We start from the raw sequence: 19,326 nt of genomic DNA, 5'->3' as shown, positions 1-19,326 counted from the left end.
GTCAGGCTCAGCCTGGCGGATCGGTCACTGTCACCCTTACGGAGCACGCATCAGCCGCGGCCTTCTTCAGCACGGCGGCCCGGGGCTCGGTAACGTCCAGGTAGGGCAGGCGCGGCAGGCGCGCGTAATCACGCAGGGCGGGGTCCTGGAGGACCAGGTCAGCCAGGGCCCTGTCGCCGCCGGGCACCACATATTCGAAGGCGGCCGCGCGGAACACCTCCGCCGCCTGCTGCGCCACGGCCGCCACCAGGGCATCCGCCTGGTTGGAACGGCGGCGGGCAAACCGCTGCTGGGACTGGCCGCCAGCCGCCGTTCGGGACTGGACGTGCCGGGTGCCGGCCTTGGACGCGAGCAGGGTGCCTTCGCTTGTCACCCCGATGCCGTATCCGCCCCGCCGCACCAGCAGCAATCCCAGGCGGCGTGGCTGTGACGCAAGCGCAGCCAGCCGCTCCAGCGGGCCGGCGCCGCGTCCCGGACGCCCATTAGCCGGCCACGGCGCCTGCAGGAGCGCCTCCGCGCCGTCGGCCGCCACAAGGAGCAGGCCGTCGTCGACATCCTGCAGCTGGTAACCGCCGTGGGAGGTGCCGAAGCGCTCCGCCCAGCCCGCAAGCCGCGGACCGGACACGAATGCTGTCCTCACGGACGGCGGGGCACCGGTTGGACCTGGGACGGGCATGGCGGTTCCTTGGGTTTGGGGGAGGGGGAAAAGCAGGTGCTGGACTGGAAGTAGCCTATCTATGTGGATGATCTCTTCGGGAACGGGCCAGAAAACGACGACGACGATCGTCCCGTCGCGGGGGAAAGCGCAGGTTCCCGGGGACAGGGTTCGCGGGGCAAGGGTTCGCCGCGCAGCCCGCTGGCCGTCCGCATGCGGCCCCGCACCCTGGACGAAGTGGTGGGCCAGCAGCACCTGCTCGGCCAGGGGTCGCCGCTGCGCCAACTGGCAGCCGGGGCGGGCGCGGATGCCGCCGGTCCGGCCGGACCCAGCTCCCTGATCCTCTGGGGCCCTCCCGGTACCGGTAAGACCACCCTGGCGCATGTGATTGCGCGCGGACCCGGCCGCAAGTTCGTGGAGCTGTCCGCCATCACCGCAGGCGTCAAGGACGTCCGACGTGTCATGGACGACGCCCTGACGGCCCGCGACCTGTACAAGACCACCACGGTGCTGTTCCTCGATGAGATCCACCGCTTCAACAAAGCCCAGCAGGACGCCCTGCTGCCCGGCGTCGAAAACCGCTGGGTGGTCCTGGTGGCTGCCACCACGGAGAACCCCTCCTTCTCGGTGGTCTCGCCCCTGCTCTCCCGCTCCCTGCTCCTCACGCTCAAGCCCCTGACCGATGCTGACATCGAGGGCCTCCTGGTCCGGGCCGTGGAGGATCCGCGGGGGCTGGGCGGCAAGGTCCGGCTCAGCGATGATGCGCTGGAACACCTGATCCGGCTGTCCGGCGGCGACGCCCGCCGCGCCCTTACGGCCCTGGAGGCCGCGGCCGGCGTCGCGTTCGGTGACGCGGACGACGTCGAACGTTCCGTGGGGGAGGAAGGCGCACCCACCGCGCCTGCCGACGAAGAGCCGGTCACCGTGGAGCTGCGCCACACCGAGCGCGCCCTGGATGCGGCCGCCGTCCGGTATGACCGGGCCGGCGACCAGCACTACGACGTAGCCAGCGCCTTTATCAAATCCATCAGGGGGTCCGACGTGGACGCGGCCCTGCACTACCTCGCCCGGATGCTCGAGGCGGGGGAGGACCCCCGGTTCGTCGCCCGGCGGATTGTCATCTCCGCGGCGGAGGACGTGGGCATGGCAGACCCCACCGCGCTGCAGACCGCCGTGGCAGCAGCACAGGCGGTCCAGCTGATCGGTATGCCCGAGGGTCGGATCATCCTGGCCGAGGCCGTGGTCCACCTCGCCACCGCACCAAAGTCGAACGCCGCCTACATGGGCATCAACAAAGCGATCGCGGACGTCCGGGCGGGCCTCGGCGTCGGAATTCCCGCGCACCTGCGCGATGCCCACTATCCGGGCTCGAAGCAGCTGGGCCACGGCGTTGGCTACAAATACGCCCACGATGCGCCGCACGCAGTGGCCACCCAGCAGTACCCGCCGGATGACCTGGTGGGCCGCGACTACTACCAGCCCACCGGCAACGGTGCCGAACGGGATATCGCCCAACGGCTGGAACGCCTGCGGAGGATTGTCCGGGGCACGTAATGCCGTGGTAAACTGAATCTTTGTCTGGCAAGGCGCGGACGCACAATCTCCCCAATTCAGGTTGGCAAGGTTATGCCCTGCGCCCAGTAGCAAAAGGCAGCGGTTGGCCGATGCTCTCCATCGTGGAGGCCAGTAACACTGACACACCGCAGATATTGGAAGGACACAAGTGGCTAACAACACTCGTGCTCGCCGTCAGGCCCGCCTCTCGCGGTCCCTCGGCATTGCTCTGACCCCCAAGGCCGCCAAGTACATGGAGCGCCGCCCGTACGGCCCCGGTGAGCATGGCCGTGCCCGCAAGAAGCAGGACTCCGACTACGCTGTACGTCTGCGCGAAAAGCAGCGCCTGCGCGCCCAGTACGGCATCCGCGAAGCACAGATGACCCGTGCCTTCGAAGAAGCCCGCCGCACCAAGGGCCTGACCGGTGAGAACCTCATCGAACTGCTCGAAATGCGCCTTGACGCCCTGGTCCTGCGTGCCGGCTTTGCCCGCACCATCGCCCAGGCCCGCCAGCTGGTTGTGCACCGCCACATCATGGTTGACGGCGTCCGCGTTGACCGCCCGTCGTTCCGCGTCGGCGAGGGCCAGCTGGTCCACGTCCACAGCCGCAGCGAAACCATGGTTCCGCTCCAGGTTGCCGCCGCCGGTGCCCACCGCGACGTCCTGCCTGCCGTTCCGGCCTACCTGGACGTCAAGCTGGAAGCCCTCCAGGCCCGCCTGGTGCGCCGCCCCAAGCGTTCCGAAATCCCGGTGACCTGCGAAGAGCAGCTCGTCGTCGAATTCTACGCACGCTAAATCCCAGCAGCGTACCCAAAGAAGCCCGTGGCAAGCGCCGCGGGCTTCTTTGTATGTAAGGTACTTGGGGGACATCTGCGCGGCGCCCCCTCCGGGCGCCTGCAGGATGGGACCCACCCACGGAATTTCGAGGAGATGAACGTCTATGTCTGGTGGCGATATTGCCGGCCTGATCGCTGCCGGGGTGTTCGCGCTCCTGGTCCTGCTGCTTGCGGTGCCCATCCTGAAGCTGGGAAAAGTCTTCGATGAGGTGCGGACCACCATCAGGTCCCTCAGCGACGGCGCCACCCCCCTGATGGACGAGGTCACGGCCACCGTTTCCACCACCAACCAGCAGCTGAAGAAGGTTGACGGCATCTCGTCGAACGTCTCGGATGCGTCCGCCAACATCTCAGCGCTGTCCTCGCTGGTGGCCGCAACGGTTGGTTCCCCGCTCATCAAGGTTGCCGCCTTCAGCTACGGCGTCCGCAGCGCCTTCGCCAACCGCCGGAAGCCCGCCGCCGGGCGCCGCAGCCGCTAGATCCGAAAAGAACAAACATGAAAAGAATTGTCTGGATGGGAATCGGCGTGGCCATTGGCGTCATTGCCTTCCGAAAAGTGAGCCAGGCCCAGTCCAGCCTCGGGCCGGAGGGCCTCAACCGCACCGTGGGACGGCTGGCCGACGGAGTTTACGACTTCGCCGACGCCGTGCGCGCAGGGATGCATGAACGGGAAACCGACCTGAGGACCGCCCTGGGCATCGAGTCCGCTGAAGTGGTCCGCCGCTAAGGCCCTCAGGGGCTTCACGCAGGCAGCCAGCCAACAACCGGCAGGTCCCCGTTGAGGGACCCGCCACTTGAACGAAATACCGTGCCACCCCTCGGCGCGGACCAAGAAGGGTAAGAAAACAGCTCATGAAGTCGCAGGAGATCACAAAGCGCTGGGTGGACTTTTTTGTCAGCAAGGGCCACACCGCGGTTCCCTCCGCATCGCTGGTCTCCAGCGACCCATCGCTGCTGTTCACGGTGGCCGGCATGGTCCCGTTCATTCCCTACCTCACCGCCCGCGAGGAAGCGCCCTACTCCCGCGCCACCAGCGTCCAGAAGTGCATCCGCACCGGCGACATCGAGGAAGTGGGCAAGACTGCCCGCCACGGCACGTTCTTCCAGATGTGCGGCAACTTCTCCTTCGGCGACTACTTCAAGGAAGACGCCATCAAGTTCGCCTGGGAGCTGCTCACCAAGAGCGTTGACGACGGCGGCTACGGACTTCCGCCCGAGAAGCTGTGGGTGACGGTCTACGAGGAGGATGACGAAGCCGAGGAACTGTGGCTGAAGAACACCGGCGTCCCCGCTGAGCGCATCCAGCGCATGGGCAAGTCGGACAATTACTGGTCGACGGGCCAGCCCGGCCCGGCCGGTCCCTGCTCCGAGATCTACTATGACCGCGGACCGGCCTACGGCATCGAAGGCGGACCGCTGGCTGACGAGACGCGCTACATCGAGATCTGGAACCTCGTGTTCATGCAGTACCAGATCGAGAACGTCCGCTCCAAGGTCGACTTCGACATTGTCGGTGAGCTGCCGAAGAAGAACATCGATACCGGCCTGGGCATGGAACGCCTCGCGATGATCCTGCAGGGCGTCGAGAACATGTATGAAACCGACCAGGTCCGTCCCGTGATCGACAAAGCCGCAGAACTCTCCGGCAAGGAGTACACCTCCGCCGAGTCCGAGGACGATCCCCACCACACGGACGACGTCCGCATGCGCGTCGTGGCGGACCACGTCCGGTCGGCCTTGATGCTGATCTCCGACGGCGTGACCCCCTCCAACGAGGGCCGCGGCTACGTCCTGCGCCGCCTGATCCGCCGGGCCGTCCGCTCCATGCGCCTGCTCGGCGTCGAACAGGCCTGCCTGCCTGACCTGCTGCCCGCCTCACGCGACGCCATGAAGGGCGTTTACCCCGTGGTGGCCACCGACTTTGACCGGATCAGCCGCATCGCTTACGCCGAGGAGAAGGCCTTCCTGCGCACCATCGCCTCCGGCACGGCCCGGCTCGAGGACGCCGTCAAGGAATCCAAGGCAGCCAACAAGCCGCTGTCCGGCGAGGACGCATTCGCGCTGCACGACACCTACGGCTTCCCCATCGACCTCACCCTCGAAATGGCCGAAGAGGCCGGGCTGAAAGTGGATGAGGCGGCCTTCCGCAGCCTGATGCAGGAACAGCGCCAGCGCGCCCAGGCCGATGCCAAGGGCAAAAAGGGAGGCCACGCGGACGTCAGCGTCTTCCAGGAACTCCTGGGCCAGGGCGAGACCGTCTTCACCGGCTACACCGAGCTCGAAGGCGAGTCGCGCGTCCGCGGCCTGCTCAGCGCCGGACGCCAGGTCCAGCAGGCAGCCACCGGAGACGAGATTGAACTGGTCCTTGCGGAAACGCCGTTCTACGCCGAGGCCGGCGGCCAGGCCGCGGACACGGGCCTGATCACCGGCGACGGCTTCGTCGTCGAGGTCCTCGACGTCCAGCGCCCCATCAAGGGCCTGAGCGTGCACAAGGCGATTGTCCGCGAGGGCGAAATCGGCGCCGACTCGCTGGTGCGCGCCGCCGTCGACCGTGAACGCCGCCATGCCGCCGAGCAGGCCCACACCGGCACGCACATCGTCCACGCCGCCCTGCACCAGATCCTTGGCCCGGAAGCCACCCAGCGCGGTTCCTTCAACAAAGCCGGCTACCTGCGCTTCGACTTTGCCTGGGGCGAGGGCCTGAGCACAGCCACACGGTCCGAGATCGAAGAGGTTTCCAACCTCGCGATCCGCAACAACTACTCCGTGGAAACGAAGATCATGGGCCTGGCCGAAGCCAAGGCCATGGGCGCCATGGCCCTCTTCGGCGAGAACTACGGCAGCGAAGTGCGCGTCGTGGAAATCGACGGCGCCTGGTCCCGCGAACTGTGCGGCGGCACCCACGTCGCCAACACCTCGCTGATCGGCAGCCTGTCCCTCCTGGGCGAACAGTCCGTGGGTTCAGGCAACCGGCGCGTGGAAGCGTTTGTGGGCATGGAAGCGTTCCGCCACCTCGCGGCGGAGCGCGCCCTGGTCACCGAGCTCACGGACTTGCTGAAGGTGCCCTCCGGCCAGCTCGCCGACAGGATCTCCGCCACACTGGCCAAGCTGAAGGCTACCGAGAAGGAACTGGACCGGCTCCGCAAGGAACAACTGACCGCTGTTGCCGCGCAGCTGGTTGACACCGCCAAGGATGCCGCCGGCGTCCGGGTGGTGGCCCACGATGCAGGAACCGTCAGCGGTGCCGACGACCTCCGCGGCCTGGCCCTTGACCTGCGCAACCGCCTCGGCTCCACGGCTGCCGCGGTTGCCGTGGCAGGCGTCGCCAACGACCGCCCGCTGATCCTGGTCGCCACCAACGAAGCGGCCAGGGAGGCCGGCGTCAAGGCCGGTGCCCTGGTGCGCGTCGCTGCCGGCGTGCTCGGCGGCGGAGGCGGCGGCAAGGACGATGTTGCCCAGGGTGGCGGTACCGATGCCGGTAAGGTCGGCGCTGCCCTGACCGCCGTCGTCGACGCCATCGCGGGGCGATAACCCAGCCATGACCGATGCTGTTGCTGCCGGCGGCTACCCCCAGGGCGTGAAACTGGGGGTGGACGTCGGCACCGTCCGCGTAGGGGTGGCCATCTGCGACCGGGACTCCATCCTGGCCACGCCCTACAAAACCCTCGACCGGAATGCCAGGAAAAACTCCGACGTACGCGTCATCGCCAAACTGGCGGAGGAGTTGGGAGCCGTGCAGGTCATCGTTGGCCTGCCGCGGACCATGAAGGGCGAGGAACACTCCTCGGCGAGGATGGCCACGGACTACGCCCTGCTCCTGGCGGCCGAGCTCGCCGCCCGCGGCCTGGCAGTCCCGGTCAACCTGGTGGACGAACGCCTCAGCAGTGTCTCGGCCCACCGCAACCTGCACGAAGCTGGCATGAGCAGCAGGGATCACCGTAAAGTAGTTGATCAGGTCGCGGCGGCGGGGATTCTCCAGCACGCCATCGACATGCAGAAAGCCAGGGGAGCGGATGTCGGCTCACGCGTGACAGCGCCATCCCCGTCCGTGGACCTGGGGGCTGGTGGGGCGGACCAGCCCGTCCGCGCCATGCCCGCAGACACGGCCCAATCTTCACATAATGGAAGGCAACAGTGAGCCCTGCCAACATTGACGACACCTCCGGTCCGCTGGACCCCGGGGCCGCGAGGCCGCTGACCCGCAAGGAACTGCGGGCCCGGGAGAAGAGCCTCAACACCGGAGGCCACGACGCCGTACCCGAGCAGGCCTACGAAACCGGTGACGTCCCGCCGCCGCCCGCAGCTCCTCCCGCGGCCGCGTCTCCCGCGGCCGAATCCACCTTCGCTCCGCTCCCCGCCGCCGGAGACGTTCCGGCTGTTCCGGAAACACCGCCGTCCATCCAGGAAGACCAGCCTGCGCCCGGTTCCTTCGGCAACGATGCCGGCACCGACGTGCCGGCCCCTCTCCAGCACCACGACGCCGTCCCCGGGCACGAGGACGCTGCGCACCACGCCACCCCGGACGCCGTCGGGTACCATCCGGACGACGTCCACCATGCCGGGGCGGACTTCGATGACCCCGCGCACCGCGACGACGTTTCGCACCCACTGGACAACCACCACTTCGACGCGCACGAGGCGGACCTGCACCACGAGGCCGTCGTGCACGGCCACCAGGAAGGCGTGCACGACGACCATGCGTACCACTCCGCCGGATACCACGAGGACCCCCACGCGGACGTCCCGCACCAGGACGCAGGCCACGAACTGCTGCCAGGCTCATCGGCCGCCCAGGTAGTGCGGCCGTCCAAAAAGGTCCGGCGCCGCCGCAGGCTGCTGGCCCTGTTCCTGACCCTCGCTGTCTTCGTAACGGCGGTCGCCGTGGGCGCCCAGTTCCTCAAACCCCTCCTGGGCAGCGGCAAGCCCTCGGATTTCCCCGGCCCCGGATCGGGTGAGGTCCAGGTGACCGTCGCCAGCGGTGAAGGGACTCGCTCTGTCGCCACCGAGCTGGAAAACCAGCGCGTGGTCGCCAACGCGGATACATTCATGCAGGCGTTCCACGCCTCCGGCGGGACCCTGTCACCGGGGGACTACACCTTCAAGACCGAGATGAAGAACGCGGACGCCGTCAATGTGCTGCTCGGCAAGGACAAGACCAAAGTCATCTACTTCGCCCTGAGCGCGGGCCTGCGGGTCAACGAGTCCCTGCAGGCAATTTCGGAGGGCTCCGGAGTGTCCATGCAGACCCTGCAGGCGCTCAGCAACCAGCCTGCCCAGTTCGGCCTGCCTCCCAACGCGAAAAACCTAGAAGGCTACCTGGCCCCCGGCGAGTACCGCTTCCCGCTGGGCACGCAAGCCAAGGACATCCTGCAGGCCCTGGTCAAGGCCACCACCGACGAACTGGTATCGCAGGGCATCACCGACCCCGCCAAGCAGTACGAGGCCGTCATTGTGGCCAGCATCGTCCAGGCCGAGGGCGGCCAGGCCGACTACGGCGACGTGGCCGGTGCCATCTACAACCGCCTCAAGCCCAACGACCAGACCGGCGGTTTCCTGCAGGTTGACTCTGCCGTCACGTACGGCCTTGGCACCCGAAGCTTCAACTTCACGGATGAGCAGCGGCAGGACAAGTCCAACCCGTACAACACCTACGCGAATCCCGGATTGCCGCCAGGACCCATCGGCTCACCCGGCAAGACCGCCATTGATGCGGCCGCCCGGCCGAAGGCGAATGACTACCTGTACTGGGTGACCATCAACCTGGACACCAAGGAGACGAAGTTCGCCAAGACACTGGCCGAACACAACGCCTACGTGGAGCAGTACAACGCGTGGTGCCAGGCCAACGCGGGCCGCTGCACATGAGCCTGCGGGCTGCCGTCCTGGGCCACCCGATCAGCCACTCGAAGTCCCCGGCGCTGCACCTGTCCGCCTATGAGCGGCTGGGTGCGGGCATCAGCTACACGGCCATCGACGTCACGGAGGCCTTGCTGCCGTCCTTCATGCGCCAGATCCGGAACCAGCCGGGCTGGCGCGGGCTCTCGGTGACCATGCCGCTGAAGACGGCCATGCTCGGCGAGGTGGACGAAGTGCGGGGCGTGGCACGCACCCTCGGAGTGGTGAACACTGTCACTTTCGAGGAATCCGCCGGCGGAGTGAAGACTGTGGGCTCCAATACGGACGTGACCGGCATCGTCAACGCCCTGCGCCACGCCGGTACCCGGGCAGCACCGTCCGCCGTCATCCTGGGCGGCGGCGGAACAGCGGCATCCGCGGTCGCGGCCCTGAAGGAACTGGGCACCGGCAGCGTGCAGGTCTTTGTCCGTGATGCGTCGCGGACAGCAGACGTCCGCTCCGCCGCGGACAGCCTGGGCGTGGCCCTTGAGGTGCGCCCGATGGTGGGTGCGGCCCGCCCCACGGCGGATGCCGACGTCGTCATTTCCACCCTGCCGCCCCGCGCCGCAGATGGACTCGCCGCCGAAATTGCGGCGCTGAAGACCAGGACGCCCGGCGTCCTGCTGGACGTTGCCTACGATCCGTGGCCCAGCCTCATCGCCTCGGTGTGGCAGGCCGGCGGGGGCGCCGTAGTGCCAGGCCTGGAGATGCTGCTGTACCAGGCCGTGGAACAGGTGCGGCTCTTCACCCGCCGCGGGGAAGACGTTAACGCACCTGTCATAGATGTGATGTGTGACGCAGTCGGCCTTGCCCGACGGGCGTTGTGACCGCCCTACGTGGCAGGATGGAAATTATGCGTTGGTTGACTGCCGGTGAATCCCATGGCCCGGCTCTGATGGGAATTATTGAAGGCGTCCCCGCCGGTGTTGAAATCACCGGCGGACACATCGCAGACTCCCTGGCCCGCCGTCGGCTTGGCTACGGACGCGGCGCCCGGATGAAGTTCGAACAGGACGTGGTCACTATCCTTGGCGGCGTCCGCCACGGCCTGACCCAGGGCGGTCCCGTCGCCATCCAGGTGGCGAACACCGAATGGCCCAAGTGGGAGCAGATCATGTCCGCCGACCCCGTGGACCCCGAACTCCTCGCCGACCAGGCACGCAACGCACCCCTGACACGCCCCCGCCCGGGCCATGCCGATTTCACGGGCATGCAGAAATACGGCTTCGATGAGGCCCGTCCCGTGCTGGAGCGTGCAAGCGCCCGCGAAACCGCCACCCGCGTGGCGCTGGGCACGGTGGCCGCGCAGTTCCTCAAGCACCTCGGCATCGAACTTGTCAGCCACACCGTGTCCATTGCCAGCGTGACGGTGCCCGAAGGCCGCCCGCTGCCCGTGCCCGGCGACGTTATTGCCCTGGACACAGACCCCTTGCGCTGCTTCGACCGCGAAACCTCCGACGCCATGGTGGCCGAGGTGGACGCTGCGCACAAGGAAGGCGAAACCCTGGGCGGCGTAGTGGAGGTCCTGGCATACGGACTCCCGCCCGGACTGGGCAGCTACGTGCACTGGGACCGCCGGCTCGACGCCAGGCTGGCCGCGGCACTCATGGGCATCCAGGCCATCAAGGGCGTGGAGGTCGGTGACGGCTTCCTGACCGCTGCCCGCCGCGGCTCCGCCGCCCACGACGAAATCGTCCGCGACGGTGACGGCCGGATTGTCCGCGCCAGCAACCGTGCCGGCGGCATCGAAGGCGGCATGAGCATCGGTGATGTCCTCCGCGTCCGGGCAGCCATGAAGCCCATCGCCACGGTTCCGCGCGCCCTGCGGACCATCGACGTCAGCACCGGCGAACCGGCCAAGGCACACCACCAGCGTTCGGACGTTTGTGCAGTACCGGCCGCCGGAGTTGTGGCCGAGGCAATGGTGGCCCTGGTCCTCGCCGAGGCCGTCATCGAAAAGTTCGGCGGTGACTCAGTGGCGGAAACCGCGCGCAACATCAAGGGTTACCTGGACAACATCCCGGCATCCCTGGACTCGATCGGCCAGTAGTGCTCCACCGCAGCAGTCCCGCACCCCTCGGCGGCCGGCCGATAGTGCTCATCGGTCCCATGGCGGTGGGCAAATCGGCCATCGGCCAGCAGCTTGCCCAGCAGCTGGGGGCCCGGTTCATTGACACCGACGCGGTCATCGTCGCCGGCCACGGCTCCATCGCCGATATCTTCGCGGGCCGCGGCGAGCACGCGTTCCGGGAGATCGAAGCCCGCACCGTCGCTGACGCCGTGGAGGAAGCCGAAGGGACCCTGACCGTCATTTCGCTGGGCGGCGGTGCGGTGCTCGACTCGGGCACGCAGCAGCTGATCAGCCGCTGCACGGTTGTCTACCTGGAGTGCGACGCCGATACCGTGGCGGACAGGATCGCCCGGAACTCCGGCCGCCCGCTCCTCGCCGGCGACGCCATGGGCCGCTGGACAGCAATGTTCGCCACCCGCAGGCCGGTCTACGAGAGGCTGGCCGACATCACCCTGGACGTCCGCCACGGCTCGGTACCCGAGCTTGGCGGCCGGCTGGAAGCAGCACTGCGGAACCACGCAGCTGCCAAACAGGAAGTTGAAAAGTGAACACGCAATCAACAGTCATCAACGTGACCGGCGAAGGTGCCGGCAACAACTACGGCGTCGTCGTCGGGCGCGGCCTGCTTGGTGACCTTCCCGGGCTGCTCGGAGAGCGGGTCCGCCGGGTCCTGGTGATCCACCCCCGCGCCCTGCGCCTCACCGGTGACACCGTCCGCGACGAACTCGCAGCCGCCGGCTTCACGTCCCTCACCGCCGAAATCCCGGACGCTGAAGAAGGCAAGCACATCCAGGTGGCCGCCTTCTGCTGGCAGGTCCTTGGCCAGAACGATTTCACCCGTTCGGATGCCATTGTCGCCGTGGGCGGGGGAGCAGTGACCGACCTCGCAGGCTTCGTCGCCGCCACCTGGCTGCGCGGAGTCAAGGTCATCCACATGCCCACCAGCCTGCTGGGCATGGTGGACGCCTCCGTGGGCGGCAAGACCGGCATCAACACCGCCGAAGGAAAGAACCTCGTAGGCTCCTTCCACCCGCCCGCCGCCGTCCTGGCGGACCTGGACACCCTGGACACCCTGCCGAAGAACGAGATCATTTCAGGCCTGGCCGAGGTCATCAAGTGCGGTTTCATCGCCGATCCCGCCATCCTTGACCTGGTGGAAAAGGACCCCGCCGCAGTGGTGGACCCCCGCTCCGACTCGCTCCGCGAGCTGATCGAGCGGGCTATCGCCGTCAAAGCCAAGGTGGTCTCCGAGGACCTCAAAGAGTCCGGGCTGCGGGAAATCCTGAACTACGGCCACACCCTGGGCCACGCCATCGAACTGGTGGAACGCTACTCCTGGCGGCACGGGGCCGCGGTCTCCGTGGGCATGATGTTCGCGGCGGAACTTGCCCGCAGCGTGGGGCGGCTCAGCGATACCGACGCCGACCGGCACCGGAGCATCCTGGACGGGCTTGGGCTTCCGGTCACCTACCGGCGGGACCGGTGGCAGGGCCTGCTGGACGGGATGCGCCGCGACAAGAAGTCCCGTGGGGACCTGCTGCGCTTCGTTGTCCTGGACGGCATCGCCAAGCCGGGAATCCTCGACGTCCCGGACACGTCGCTGCTGTTTGCGGCCTACCAGGAAATTGCTTCCTGATGAAGGGCGACATGAGCGGCACCGGAGACTGGCCCGAGGCAGGGTTCCCGGGTATCCGGATCAACCCGGACACCCTGCGGCCGCAGATCGTGAACGAGGACGCTGTCCGCGACGCCTTGGCCGCCTCCACCGATCCCGCAGACCCGATTTTCGTGCTGCTGGTTGAGGGCCACGCGTCCGACGCCGCCGAACTGCTGGCCGAAGCCCGCTTCAAGGACCCGGAATCGTTCCGGCTGCGCGTTTTCGAGGCCGAGGTGCTGAGCGTCTCCCACCGGATGGACCGCGCCATCGAACTGTTCCGCCAGCTTGTGGCGGAGGTGCATGGCACCTCCCGGGAAGCGCTGGCCCTGCAATACCTGGGACGGACGCAGTATGCGGCCGGGCACACCTCCGCGGCCGTTGAATCCTTCTCCAAGGCACTTGACCTGCGGGTGGCGCAGTCCGCCGATGCCGCCCAGATCTACTCCTCCACGGTGGCCCTGCAGCGCGCCCGGGACGTCCTGGACCTGGCCTGCTGATCCGGGGCCCGGTGGCCGCGGAAAGGCTGCCCGGGATTTACCGGTAGAATGGTTGTGGAATTTTTGCATCCACGCGATTTTTGACAAACACGTGCAGGCGGGCCGTTGTGGCGTGCCCGCCCGGCATACAGCATCTGACCACGCGGCCAGACAAAGAAACCAGAGGAAACCAGTGGCAACCACTAACGACATTAAGAACGGAACGGTCCTGAAGCTCGAGGGCCAGCTCTGGAACGTCATCGAATTCCAGCACGTCAAGCCCGGCAAGGGCGGCGCCTTTGTCCGGACCAAGATGCGCAACGTGATGTCCGGCAAGGTTGTCGACAAGACGTTCAACGCCGGGCTCAAGATCGAAACGGCAACCGTTGACCGCCGCGATTACCAGTACCTGTACCAGGACGGCGCAGACTTCGTCTTCATGGACACCTCGGACTACGACCAGATCACCGTGTCCGGCGCCACCGTTGGTGACGCCACCAACTTCATGCTCGAGAACCAGATGGTCAACATCGCCATCCACGACGGCAACCCCCTCTACATCGAACTGCCGCCGAGCGTTGTCCTGGAAATCACCTACACGGAGCCGGGCCTGCAGGGCGACCGCTCCTCCGCAGGCACCAAGCCCGCCACCCTGGAGACCGGTTACGAAATCCAGGTCCCGCTGTTCATCGAGAACAACACCAAGGTCAAGGTGGACACCCGCGACGGCAGCTACCTGGGCCGGGTTTCTGAGTAGTGAGCGCCCGCGGTAAAGCCCGCAGCAGGGCACTGGATGTTCTTTTCGAAGCGGAGCAGCGCTCTGTTTCGGCGTTCGACGTGCTTCGCGCACGCCGGGAAAAGACCGACCAGGTGGTCAACCCCTACACCTTGGAAATTGTCGAAGGGGTAGTGTCCCAGCAGGCCGCCATCGATGAGTTCCTGGAGACGTACTCGCAGGGCTGGACCCTGGAGCGCATGCCGTCCGTGGACCGCATCATCCTGCGCATCGGCACCTGGGAGCTCCTGTACAACGACGACGTCCCCGATGGCGTCGCGGTCAGCGAGGCTGTTGCGCTGGCCAAGACACTGTCAACGGACGAGTCTCCGCAGTTCATCAATGGCCTTTTGGGCCGGCTGCAGCAGCTGAAGCCTTCGCTGCTCGCCTAGCCTCCCCGCAGGACAACGCGAAAGGGCCCCGCCACAGGCGGGGCCCTTTCGCGTTCCCACGGGTGCAGGTTCAGCCGGCCACGGCCGCGCGCAGGGCGAGGATCCGCTGCAGCTGCTGCCGCTCCTCGGCCTGGTGGAGCGGCACGTCCCGCCCGCTGAGGATGCGCTGCCGGGTATTGGCAAGCTGGGTGGCGGCTTTCATGAACTGCTTCATCTGCGGCTTCCGGCCGGAGTTCGCAGCCCAGGCCAGGGCAGTCCGCCGGCCGCCCAACGTGGCCAGCAACTGGACCTCGGCCGGGGTGAACCAGCCCGCCGCCGAGTACTCCATCAGCCGCTGGCGCGTCAGCCTCTTTTCGGCCACCCGCAGGAAGATGATGCCGCCCACGGCCAGGACGAAGATCGGCACCTGGACCACGATGTAGTCCAGCAGGAAGCCCTGGCCCATGCTGTTCCACCTGTTGTGCAGGAACATGGCCGGCAGCAGTCCCACGAAGAAGGCGCCAATGGACGCGCCGGTGTGCCAGCGCCGTGCGGCGAAGCCCATGACAAGTCCGGTGGTGCCGGTGAAGATGGCATGCGCGAACGGGGACATGACTCCGCGGAGGAAGAAGACCTGCGCAAAGTCACTGGCCGGTGACGCCGACTCCGCAATGGCCCGGCCGAAATAGAGGATGTTCTCGGTGAACGCGAACCCGCCGGCGATGGTGAAGGCAAACACCACGCCGTCCACGGGGCCGTCGAAATGCCGCCGCGCCGCGAGCAGGAGGATCAGCAGGCCAAGGGACTTGGCGAATTCCTCCACGATGGGCGCCTGCACCGTTGCCATATAGGTCTGCAGGTCAGGCTGGTCGGTGAACTGGAATGCGATGACGAAAAACGGCTGGATCAGCAGGGTGACCGCCACGGACACCGCCGCGCCCCACGTAAAGGCGAAGAACAGCAGGCGTTTCGGCTCCGGCTCCCACCTGTCGATGATGTGGACCGCCGTCAGGACCACAGCCAGCGGAACCAGGGACGCCAGGAAACCGATCAGGAATCCGGCGGCGCCCGTGTTGGACAAAAGGAACGGCACCACCAGGAAAAGGCTCAGGAAAGCGAGCACGCCGCCGGCAACCGACAACCCCACCAGCCCTCCACGGGCCCGCGTCGCATGCAGCACCGTCCCCTGGGCCTGGGCCGGCACCATCACGGCCAGCGGCTGGCCCTGGTGGCCCGGGGCAGCCCGGTAGTGTTCCGGCTGCACATGGCCCATCCAGCTGGGGTTGGCCTGCTGGGGCAGCGGACGGTAGCCGCCGCGGTAGTGGTCGTCGGGGAGGCCGGAAGGAGGCTGCTGCGGGTACGTCGGCATACCCGAAAGCCTAAGCGGGTGCTGCCGCACCACAAAGGACCCGGCCTCCAGGGCCGCTGGAATGTGATCAGCGCCGCGTTGTCCGGGCACCGGCCCGGCAGGGACCGTGTGGTAATTTTGAACAGCAAACATTCCTTTTTTAATTCCGTCCTGTGAGGCGGGGAAAGGGGAGACGAGCGTTGACATCTGTCACCAGCGCACCGGTTCCAGCCAGGGTTGTCCTCAGCCAGGCGGACATTGACCGGGCCCTCACTCGTATCGCCCACGAGATCCTCGAAGCCAACAAGGGATCCCGGGACTTGGTCCTGTTGGGCATTCCCCGCCGCGGTTACCCGCTGGCTGTCCGGCTGGCCGAAAAGATCGCCGCCGCGGACAACACCGTTGACGCCGCTGCCATTGTGGGCCAGCTGGACGTCACCATGTTCCGTGACGACCTCTCCCACCAGGGGACCCGGCCGCCGTACCCCACCAGGCTGCCCCGCACCGGCATCGACAACAAAGTCGTGGTGCTGATCGACGACGTCCTGTACTCGGGCCGCACCATCCGCGCCGCCCTTGACGCCCTCGTCGACCTCGGCCGCCCCCGTATTGTCCGGCTCGCGGTCCTTATTGACCGGGGCCACCGCGAACTTCCCATCCGCGCAGACCATGTAGGCAAGAACCTGCCCACCTCCTCCGCCGAGAAGGTCCGGGTCCGGCTGGAGGAAACGGACACGTCCGAGGCCGGAGCGCCCGTCAACGAAGTCGTGATTGAGGGCGGCGCATGAAACACCTCCTGTCCACCGGGGACCTCAGCCTTTCGAACGCCATCCGCATCCTGGACACTGCCGAGGAAATGTCGGCCGTGGGGGAGCGGGAAGTGAAAAAGCTTCCGGCATTGCGCGGCCGCACGGTCGTCAACCTCTTCTTCGAGGACTCCACCCGCACCCGCATCTCCTTCGAAGCCGCGGCCAAGCGGCTGTCGGCGGACGTCATCAACTTCGCCGCCAAGGGATCGTCCGTTTCCAAGGGCGAGTCCCTCAAGGACACTGCCCAGACCCTGTCCGCCATGGGGGCGGACGCCGTCGTCATCAGGCACTGGGCTTCCGGCGCGCCGCACCGGTTGGCTGCCACCGATTGGATCGACGCCGCCGTCATCAACGCCGGCGACGGCACCCATGAGCACCCCACCCAGGCCCTCCTCGACGCCTTCACCATGCGCCGGCACTGGGCCCGCCTGGCCGGGACCGATTCCCAGGGTACGGACCTCAAAGGCATGCGGGTCGCCATCGCAGGCGATGTCCTGCACTCCCGCGTGGCGCGTTCGAACGTGTGGCTGCTCCGTACCCTTGGCGCGGAGGTTACACTGGTGGCGCCCCCCACCCTGCTGCCGGTCGGCGTCGACAAATGGCCCTGCAGCGTCAGCTACGACCTGGACCAAACCCTCGCAAACGGCGTTGACGCCGTCATGATGCTCCGGGTCCAGGGCGAACGCATGAACGCATCGTTCTTCCCGAGCACCCGCGAATACTCGCGCCGCTGGGGCTTCGACGACAACCGGCTCCGGGCCCTCGATGACCTCGGCATGACGGACACCATCATCATGCACCCGGGCCCCATGAACCGTGGCCTGGAGATCAGCGCAGCCGCCGCGGATTCACCCCGCTCCACCGTCCTGGCCCAGGTCCGCAATGGCGTGTCCGTGCGGATGGCCGCACTGTACCTGCTGCTCTCCGGGGACACCCGGGAACCAGCCGCAACCCGGGCGCCGGCCTACGCCGCCGCCCTGTCCACCAAGGAGAGCAACTGATGGCAGGCAACACCGGAACGTACCTCATCCAGGGCGCCGCCATCCTGGGCGGCGACCCCACGGACCTGCTGGTCCGCGACGGCATCATCGCCGAGATCGGCCACGGGCTCTCCGCTGACGGTGCCACCGTCATCGACGCCGCCGGCCTGGTGGCCCTGCCCGGCATGGTTGACGTCCACACGCACCTCCGCGAACCCGGCCGTGAAGATGCCGAAACCGTGGAAACCGGAACGCGTGCCGCGGCGCTGGGCGGTTACACCGCGGTTCACGCGATGGCCAACAGCACGCCCGTCGCCGACACCGCGGGCGTCGTGGAACAGGTCTACACGCTGGGCCGCGCCGCCGGATGGGTGGACGTGCGCCCGGTGGGCGCCGTCACCGTTGGCCTGGCGGGGGAGCAGCTGGCTGAACTGGGCGCCATGGCCGATTCCCGCGCCCGGGTGCGCATGTTCTCCGACGACGGCATCTGCGTCCACGACCCCGTGCTGATGCGCCGCGCGCTGGAATACGTCAAAGCGTTCGACGGCGTGGTGGCCCAGCACGCGCAGGAACCCCGCCTGACCGCCGGGGCCCAGATGAACGAGGGCGACGTCTCCGCCGTCCTCGGCCTCACCGGCTGGCCAGCCGTCGCCGAGGAAAGCATCATCGCCCGCGATGTCCTCCTTGCCCAGCACGTCGGTTCCCGCCTGCACGTGTGCCACGTGTCCACGGCAGGCTCGGTGGAAATCATCCGCTGGGCCAAGGAACGCGGCATCGACGTCACGGCTGAGGTCACCCCGCACCACCTGCTGCTGACCGACGACCTGGTCCGCAGCTACGACCCCGTCTTCAAGGTCAACCCGCCGCTGCGCACCGACGCCGACGTCCAGGCATTGCGCGCAGGCCTGGCAGACGGCACGATCGACGTTGTGGGTACCGACCACGCACCGCATCCCAGCGAGCACAAAGAATGCGAGTGGGCGCAGGCCGCCATGGGCATGACCGGACTGGAAACGGCCCTGTCCGTCGTCCAGCACGCCATGATCGAGACCGGCCTGATGACGTGGGCGGACTTCGCACGGGTCACCTCCACCGCGGCTGCGAAGATCGGCCGGTTGAGCGACCAGGGCAGGCCCATCGAAGCCGGGGAACCCGCCAACCTCATCCTGGTGGATCCGGCCGCGCGCTGGACGGTGGACCCGTTCCAGATGGCCACCATGGGCCGCAACTCGCCCTTCAAGGGCAGGGAGCTTCCGGGCAAGGTGGTGGCAACCTTCTTCAAGGGGCACGCCACCGTCCTCGACGGCGCGCTCAACACGCCCCACCCGGATGCCGCCGCAACCCCTGCAGGCGCTGCCTGATGGACAAGATCCTTCCCGGCCTTGCCATGCTGGCGGTGGTCGCCGTCGTGTTTGTCCTCCTCGCAGTGGGGTGGCGCAACCGCCTGAAGCGCCAGTCCGACGTCGGACAACTGCCTCAGGTGCCCGCCGCGCCGGGCCAGCCCACCGCCGCTGCCGAGGGGCAGTACGTGGCCACCACAACGGCCGGTGACTGGCTTGACCGGATCGCCGTGCACGGGCTCGGCATCCGCACCAACGCCACCCTCGAGGTCTACCCGCACGGCGTCCTCTATGAGCGATCCGGTGCCCCTGCCCTGTACATCCCCGCCGCCTCCCTCACGGAAGTCCGGCAGGACAGCGGCATGGCCGGGAAGTTCGTGGAAAAGGACGGCCTCGTGGTGCTCGGATGGACGCACGGCACGCATGACCTGGACACCGGCTTCCGAACCCGCCGCGCCGCGGACAAGGACGTGCTGTACCAGGCCCTTCAGGATTTGATTTCGTCAGCCCCCGCGGCTGGTGCCACCAGTGGAAAGTAAGACAGTGAAAGCGAATACA

20 protein-coding genes are annotated in these 19,326 nt (G+C 67.4%); 18 read left to right on the top strand and 2 right to left on the bottom strand.

The features are described from left to right. Positions 1-7: 7 nt before the first annotated feature. Positions 8-676 carry an acVLRF1 family peptidyl-tRNA hydrolase gene (locus LDO22_RS03860; RefSeq protein WP_224026158.1) on the bottom strand — a complete coding sequence of 223 codons (669 nt, stop codon included), beginning with the start codon at positions 674-676 and terminating at the stop codon, positions 8-10. Positions 677-739: 63 nt separating this feature from the next. Between LDO22_RS03860 and LDO22_RS03855 the strand changes: the two genes are divergently transcribed. From LDO22_RS03855 to nusB, 14 genes are all read left to right on the top strand, one after another. Further along, the gene (locus LDO22_RS03855; protein WP_224026157.1) at positions 740-2,209 is read left to right on the top strand and encodes a replication-associated recombination protein A; all 1,470 of its coding nucleotides are present in this window, start codon (positions 740-742) and stop codon (positions 2,207-2,209) included. A 169-nt stretch (positions 2,210-2,378) separates the two neighbouring features. Then, a complete protein-coding gene (gene rpsD / locus LDO22_RS03850; protein WP_009357431.1) occupies positions 2,379-3,005 on the top strand; it encodes a 30S ribosomal protein S4 in 627 nt (208 codons plus the stop codon). Between the two features lie 145 nt (positions 3,006-3,150). Continuing rightward, positions 3,151-3,525 carry a DUF948 domain-containing protein gene (locus LDO22_RS03845; RefSeq protein ID WP_141160339.1) on the top strand — a complete coding sequence of 125 codons (375 nt, stop codon included), beginning with the start codon at positions 3,151-3,153 and terminating at the stop codon, positions 3,523-3,525. 17 nt (positions 3,526-3,542) lie between these two features. Continuing rightward, positions 3,543-3,773 (top strand): DUF6167 family protein, encoded by a 231-nt coding sequence (locus LDO22_RS03840; protein ID WP_224026156.1) that lies wholly within the window; start codon positions 3,543-3,545, stop codon positions 3,771-3,773. A 125-nt stretch (positions 3,774-3,898) separates the two neighbouring features. Continuing rightward, positions 3,899-6,577, top strand: a complete 2,679-nt coding sequence (alaS, locus tag LDO22_RS03835; RefSeq protein ID WP_159631907.1) for an alanine--tRNA ligase — start codon at positions 3,899-3,901, stop codon at positions 6,575-6,577. A 7-nt stretch (positions 6,578-6,584) separates the two neighbouring features. Next, a complete protein-coding gene (gene ruvX, locus LDO22_RS03830) occupies positions 6,585-7,184 on the top strand; it encodes a Holliday junction resolvase RuvX (protein WP_159631908.1) in 600 nt (199 codons plus the stop codon). Continuing rightward, entirely contained in the window at positions 7,181-8,911 is a 1,731-nt protein-coding gene (mltG, locus tag LDO22_RS03825) for an endolytic transglycosylase MltG (protein ID WP_224026155.1), read from the top strand. The genes ruvX and mltG overlap by 4 nt, the downstream gene beginning before the upstream one ends. After that, complete coding sequence (locus tag LDO22_RS03820) at positions 8,908-9,768, top strand: shikimate dehydrogenase (RefSeq protein WP_224026154.1); 861 nt, start codon at positions 8,908-8,910, stop codon at positions 9,766-9,768. Before mltG ends, LDO22_RS03820 begins: the two co-directional genes overlap by 4 nt. Positions 9,769-9,791: 23 nt before the next feature. Beyond that, positions 9,792-10,991 carry a chorismate synthase gene (aroC, locus tag LDO22_RS03815; protein WP_224027151.1) on the top strand — a complete coding sequence of 400 codons (1,200 nt, stop codon included), beginning with the start codon at positions 9,792-9,794 and terminating at the stop codon, positions 10,989-10,991. After that, on the top strand, positions 10,991-11,560 hold the full coding sequence (locus tag LDO22_RS03810) for a shikimate kinase (RefSeq protein WP_159631911.1): 570 nt from the start codon (positions 10,991-10,993) through the stop codon (positions 11,558-11,560). The genes aroC and LDO22_RS03810 overlap by 1 nt, the downstream gene beginning before the upstream one ends. Next, complete coding sequence (gene aroB, locus LDO22_RS03805) at positions 11,557-12,648, top strand: 3-dehydroquinate synthase (RefSeq protein WP_224026153.1); 1,092 nt, start codon at positions 11,557-11,559, stop codon at positions 12,646-12,648. The genes LDO22_RS03810 and aroB overlap by 4 nt, the downstream gene beginning before the upstream one ends. After that, positions 12,648-13,166: a tetratricopeptide repeat protein gene (locus LDO22_RS03800; RefSeq protein ID WP_159631913.1), complete on the top strand. Its 519-nt coding sequence runs from the start codon at positions 12,648-12,650 to the stop codon at positions 13,164-13,166. The genes aroB and LDO22_RS03800 overlap by 1 nt, the downstream gene beginning before the upstream one ends. A 172-nt stretch (positions 13,167-13,338) precedes the next feature. After that, on the top strand, positions 13,339-13,902 hold the full coding sequence (efp, locus tag LDO22_RS03795; protein WP_141160347.1) for an elongation factor P: 564 nt from the start codon (positions 13,339-13,341) through the stop codon (positions 13,900-13,902). Then, positions 13,902-14,312 carry a transcription antitermination factor NusB gene (gene nusB / locus LDO22_RS03790; RefSeq protein ID WP_141160348.1) on the top strand — a complete coding sequence of 137 codons (411 nt, stop codon included), beginning with the start codon at positions 13,902-13,904 and terminating at the stop codon, positions 14,310-14,312. Before efp ends, nusB begins: the two co-directional genes overlap by 1 nt. A gap of 70 nt (positions 14,313-14,382) precedes the next feature. Here nusB and LDO22_RS03785 read toward each other — a convergent pair whose 3' ends face one another. Further along, positions 14,383-15,660, bottom strand: coding sequence for a PrsW family intramembrane metalloprotease (locus LDO22_RS03785; protein ID WP_224026152.1), 1,278 nt, complete (start codon positions 15,658-15,660; stop codon positions 14,383-14,385). A gap of 179 nt (positions 15,661-15,839) precedes the next feature. Between LDO22_RS03785 and pyrR the strand changes: the two genes are divergently transcribed. From pyrR to LDO22_RS03765, 4 genes are read left to right on the top strand one after another with little or no spacing between them, the layout of a single operon-like run. After that, positions 15,840-16,427 (top strand): bifunctional pyr operon transcriptional regulator/uracil phosphoribosyltransferase PyrR, encoded by a 588-nt coding sequence (pyrR, locus tag LDO22_RS03780; protein WP_224026151.1) that lies wholly within the window; start codon positions 15,840-15,842, stop codon positions 16,425-16,427. After that, entirely contained in the window at positions 16,424-17,449 is a 1,026-nt protein-coding gene (locus tag LDO22_RS03775) for an aspartate carbamoyltransferase catalytic subunit (protein ID WP_159631915.1), read from the top strand. Before pyrR ends, LDO22_RS03775 begins: the two co-directional genes overlap by 4 nt. Further along, positions 17,449-18,789 (top strand): dihydroorotase, encoded by a 1,341-nt coding sequence (locus LDO22_RS03770; RefSeq protein WP_224026150.1) that lies wholly within the window; start codon positions 17,449-17,451, stop codon positions 18,787-18,789. Before LDO22_RS03775 ends, LDO22_RS03770 begins: the two co-directional genes overlap by 1 nt. Next, positions 18,789-19,307, top strand: coding sequence for a hypothetical protein (locus LDO22_RS03765; RefSeq protein ID WP_224026149.1), 519 nt, complete (start codon positions 18,789-18,791; stop codon positions 19,305-19,307). The genes LDO22_RS03770 and LDO22_RS03765 overlap by 1 nt, the downstream gene beginning before the upstream one ends. Positions 19,308-19,326: the final 19 nt, after the last annotated feature.

Origin of the sequence: Arthrobacter sp. NicSoilC5 (assembly GCF_019977395.1) — a bacterium.
In the GTDB taxonomy this organism is placed as follows: Bacteria; Actinomycetota; Actinomycetes; order Actinomycetales; family Micrococcaceae; genus Arthrobacter.
Note: the sequence above shows the minus strand (reverse complement) of the source record. Positions and strands in the feature narration are given on the sequence as shown.